Source organism: Endothiovibrio diazotrophicus (assembly GCF_054657215.1).
Map to the genome: position 1 here is coordinate 1 of NZ_BAAHXB010000200.1, position 4,049 is coordinate 4,049.

The window sequence follows — 4,049 nt, forward strand, 5'->3', positions numbered from 1 at the left end:
TGAAACGTCAATAGAGCCGTTTATCTTCGAGACATCGATGTTCGGATCGAGAGACTGAAACGCCCCCATCAACGCGAGGGAATCGACCAACAACGCCATGCCGTGGGTGTCGCCGAAATCCCCGTGACCCGCGATCCATTCGTTCAGCCAGTCCGGGTAGATCGGCTGGTGGCCCAGGAAACCCTGGTAGTTCGGCTGATCCTCCACATAGACCGCATTCGAATCGGTGGGATGAATATTGCTGTTGGCGACGATTTCGACGTCGCCGTTCCTGGCATGGCCGTAGACGTGGGTGATCAGTGAGTCGGCCTCGGCACTCAGCGCGCCGTCCGTTCCGACGAGAAGGTCCAAAACACCGTCCCACAGGCTGCTTTGGGTGTTGAATCGTATGGAAACCGCCTCCACCGCCAACTGATACCGGGGATCGTCGTAAATGTTGTCGGTATCCGCAAAGGGCTGACCCTCGAGCGCGTCGGCCGCCAGATACAAATTGGTGTATCGCGTCAGGTCCGAATCCGACGGGTCGGCACCGGCCCCCGTCAGTTCGGAGTAGGCGAGATACGGCCGTTCCAACACTTCCCGGTAGTACGCGAACATCTCCTCCAACGTTCCATCGCTGTAGAGACCCCGGCCCGGAGAGTTGAACACATAAGTGTGCAACACCCGCTCGGAATGGAGCTCCGTAAAGACCGTGGCAAGGTGCCCGCCCAGGGAGTAGCCGGTAACGTTGATCCGCTGCCCCCCGGCAAGCACTCCTCCATCCGCCGTCAGCTCTTCCCAGTAACGCTGCATGGAGTCTATCTGCGCGAAGGCAAACCCCTCGTCGTTGATCCCGGTATCGGCGCCCACCGTATCGCGCTGGAAATCACCGCCGTTCCGTTCCAGCGAGTACTCGGTACTGCGGAACGAAAGGGTGTACTGTCCGGTTTGGGTGTCCAGGAGCAGGGTGGCGGAGAAGCCCGTGTGGTCGTTGGGGCGGTGATCGATCACCTGATAGCGATTGACGAAAGCCTGCGCCTGGCTTCCGGTCATCCGGGTTGCGCCGGGTAGATCGTCGCTATTTGGAGATATCCCAGAATAATATGATGGATTGTTGTTCCCATATTGTAGTCGCGGGATCAAGTATTCGGGTATATTACCAGCGTTATTCAAATATGACTCCGCAGCAATTTGCTGAAGAGCGAACTCCACCCACTGACTCGCATGTCTAGTCATTGCACATTTCCCTTTTCCATTTCACTAAAGCACACCCACTACGGTTTCAGCACTGATCGCACGAACCTATAGGTGTCCCGAAATTTGGTCTCTCCCCGCAACACCGGGCAAGTAGGCCCTACGAGCCAGTTAATCCCGTTCTTCGCATGGGTTTTAACCCCATACATAAAGCCACGACGAATTCCCAGAACCTGATTACTTTTCAGGTCTACAACCATAACTTCTCCGCCAGCAATCCCTAACTCTCTATCGTGGAGCCTCTCTATTCCTCGCCAAACATATCCAAAACGGGACGATACACCGTCTTCTTCTGCACCCTTCATTGGAGAATATTTTTTATTCACATACCAGGACTTACCAGGAGCTTTAACAATATCTCTTACATCTTCGTGCCCTTCGTATTTTATGTAACGAAGGGAACCACTATGCTTACGATGAGCATCATCAACCGGCGACTCAAAGAACCTGAAGTCACTATGCGGAGGACTCACGAACAAGTATGACGTGCCTTTTGGATAAGGTATGAAATACCCGAAAGGATCCTCCATCACATACCGATCCGCCAAATGCCAGTCATCCTCCTCAACCCTTGGTCGAATCTGATAGATCCCCTCCACGCCCTCCACCGTCCGATAGATGAACTCTCCTGCCTCTTTGCCGCACAACTCTCTGAAATACTCCTCCGAACTCATCCCCTCCCGATACTTCGCCCGCTGCGGCGGCTCCGGCCACTTCGGCTTAGGCACCTCGGGGTAGGGCCAATATTCCGGATTCTCGTTGCGCCGGACCCGAAGACTCAGGCAGCTCATGTCGTTGCGCTTGCGCGGCGCCCGGCACTCCAGATAATCGCGGGGATCGTAGCGCTCGCCGAAATGGTCACGCGGCGCCGAAGAGATGTCCGGCAGAAGCGCCGCCTCCACCAGGATGCACTCCAGATACTCGCTTCGGTTCATCAGCTTGTAGGCAATGTTGCACGGCCACTTTCCGTCGACCCACCCCTTCGACTTGATCTTCTCCGCCAGCTCAGGGGTGTAGCGCAACGTCTCGCCGCTTTTCAGTCGGATCGACCAGGACTGATCCAGCGGCCCCAGCGCCCGCCCCTGGTCTTTGTTGAAGAACGCCACGTCACACCCGACCAGGAGTACGGCACATATCATCGTGACAACGGCTTTGCCAACGTCCATCCCAGCCTCAACTACGGTTCACCAATTAACACCCGGCGTCGAATTCGCCTTCTTTCCATAGAAAGATCCACGCCGGCAAGGGACGCTACACGTCTCTTTCATGCTTACACATATTTGCACTTTTTAAATAGGGGCATTTTCTGAAATTTTTCCATTCCTTCTCCCCCATCTTCCGTAATAGATTTCATTACCGAACGCCCATTTTCCGCACGCCTTTTGATCTATTTTCTTACAGGCTCCCCACCCGAATTTCCCACGCCTTCGGCAGGACGATGGATCGAGCTGACGCAACCCGCCCAACACGTGCCAGATGGCTCGTCGTCGCCACCCAGCCCATAAAGCTCGTCTGCGGAGTCGGTCCCGCCGAGCGACTCCGCTTCGTTGCTGCCGACGATCGCATCCGGAGAGAGGGCCCCGCCATTCCCCCCGCTCCCCCCGAACACCGGCAACTCCCTCGCGGGCAATCTTTCCGATAGTTCTCGCATGCGCATGGGGTCACGTCTTTCCTTTTGCATTAAGGTCAGGTTATCGACTCCGGTTTTTCTGGGCTGGAACTCCCGATCCGCGCCGCCGGCGCCGACGAACTGGAGGTCATCGTCGTCGGTAGCCAGGTCACGAAGTGGTCAAGGGTAGGGGGCGGCGGGATGTGGGATGATTCCCAAAGGCAATGTGAAAGACTTGACCCCATGGCTTTCAGGGCCTCGTCCCAGCGATCGCCCCACATGCGGTCGTCGCCGTCGCCTCCGTACAGTTCATCGTCTCCCGCCTCCCCTTGAAGGTAGTCGTGTCCCTCTCCGCCAAACACCGTATCGTCACCACCCCCACCATAAAGGCGATCGTCGCCCGCCCCTCCGTCGATGAAGTCTTCACCCTCGTCCTCGACATCGACCTCTCTGATCATCGGGAAACGGACGAGAGGGGTGCCCGCACCAAAGGCGAAGAAGTCCGTACCGTAGGTTTGCACCGCCTCAGCGGCGCCATCCCAGGCCACCGCCCAGCGCGTTTCATCGTCGCCGTAGATGCGGTCGTTGCCGTCCCCTCCGGACAGATAATCCCCGCCGGCCCCACCCAGCACCTTATCGTTGCCATCCCCGCCAAATACGAAATCGTCGCCTCGATCGGCGTCCAGCCAGTCGTTCCCGGAACCTCCGTTGACCGCGTCGTCACCATCCAGCGCAAGCACGTAATCGTGACCGTCACCACCATCGATATCGTCGTTCCTCAGCGAGCCCGCGGCCCGGTCGTCACCCGCGCCAGCCAGGATTTGTGCACCCAACACATCCAGTGCGCCCTCACCATCGGAGGGCGACGTCCCATCGACCTCGAAATAGTCCCCGCGGATCGTGTCGTTCCCGTCCCCGCCATCGAGAACGATTCCAGGGAAAGCAGTGATGTCACCAACGAGAATTTCGTCATCTCCACCGAGGGCCATCACCCGGGAGATGCCGCTGGGGTATCGATCCGCGGATTCCTCGTCCAGCTCTTGATTCGGAAAGCGATACATCCTCCACTCATAGCCCACGTCGTCTTCGAAGACCGACGTGCGTTCCCCAAGCACCAGCGGGACCCCGTCGCGCGACATATTGACAATCACCCCGTTGCCTTCCGCGGTGAACGTTACCGTCTGCTCCTCGGAATCGCCGGAAGGGG

3 protein-coding genes are annotated in these 4,049 nt (G+C 57.6%); all 3 read right to left on the minus strand.

Going from position 1 to position 4,049, the window contains the following annotated elements:
* On the minus strand, positions 1-1,032 hold a 1,032-nt coding region (locus ACYQ2W_RS25365; protein WP_459873690.1), incomplete at its 3' end, for a hypothetical protein.
* A 221-nt stretch (positions 1,033-1,253) separates the two neighbouring features.
* Complete coding sequence (locus ACYQ2W_RS25370) at positions 1,254-2,399, minus strand: hypothetical protein (RefSeq protein ID WP_459873692.1); 1,146 nt, start codon at positions 2,397-2,399, stop codon at positions 1,254-1,256.
* 520 nt (positions 2,400-2,919) lie between these two features.
* Positions 2,920-4,049 (minus strand): calcium-binding protein (locus ACYQ2W_RS25375; RefSeq protein WP_459873694.1); only part of this gene is annotated, 1,130 nt, incomplete at its 5' end.